Genomic DNA, 872 nt, shown 5'->3' with positions numbered 1-872 from the left:
CAATTAATCTATTTATCGCTTCTCTAACTGGAGTCCTACTTACCCCTAATTCTTCTGCTATCTTCTCTTCCCAAATTCTTTCTCCTGGTTTAATTTCATTATTTATTAGCTTTTTTTTAACTTCATGATAAACATACTCTTTTAATCCTGAAAATTTCATGTGTTTTCCACCTTGCGAATAATTTATAAATTATAAATTATAAATTATAATTTATAATCTTATACTTATTATACAACATATTTTTTATTTTGCAATACCTTTTTATAATTTTTTCACTATATTTTTTAATTATATAAAAATCATCATTTTTTAATAGTTAAAAACATAATAAAAAAGGATTATTACAAATTATATTTTTGTAATAATCCTTTTATAATTTTATCTTTATTTTAATTTAATAAATCTCTCATAGCTTCTATATCTTTTTTTATAAAATCTACTGCTCTTTTTTCATCTCTATTGCAAATCGCTTCAATTAAATCCTTATGATCTCTAAAAGCTCTATTACTTTTTTCCTCTGTCCATTTTACATTCCATGGTCTAATATAAGCAAAAACATCTTGAATGTCATTAATATATGCCATTAATTTTTTATTATCTGTAACTTTAGCTATATATCTATGTATTTGACTATCTAATTGACTCGCTTTTGCATATTCTTCACTATTTAATTTTTCTGTATATTTTTTATATAATTGTTTTAATTCATTCATTTGTTCATCAGTAATTAATTTACAACACTCTGTAACTGCAAGTGTTTCTAATGCAATTCTAACATCTAATATTTTATAAAGATCTTTTTTTGATATTTCTGCAGCAAAAATACCTTTTCTCGGCCTATTTTCCACAAATTCTTCTGCAATTAATCTAT

2 protein-coding genes are annotated in these 872 nt (G+C 22.7%); both read right to left on the bottom strand.

The genetic code is table 11. The features are described from left to right. The coding region (locus OM90_RS13485; RefSeq protein WP_144428524.1) for a GntR family transcriptional regulator at positions 1-160 on the bottom strand (160 nt) is incomplete at its 3' end. 230 nt (positions 161-390) lie between these two features. Beyond that, positions 391-872: GntR family transcriptional regulator (locus OM90_RS01420; protein ID WP_084757924.1), on the bottom strand; the 482-nt coding region annotated here is incomplete at its 5' end.

This window comes from Defluviitalea phaphyphila (genome assembly GCF_001466305.1).
Classification (GTDB): domain Bacteria; phylum Bacillota; class Clostridia; order Lachnospirales; family Defluviitaleaceae; genus Defluviitalea_A; species Defluviitalea_A phaphyphila.
The sequence above is the reverse complement of the archived record's forward strand: the minus strand, read 5'-3'. Positions and strand labels throughout refer to the sequence as shown.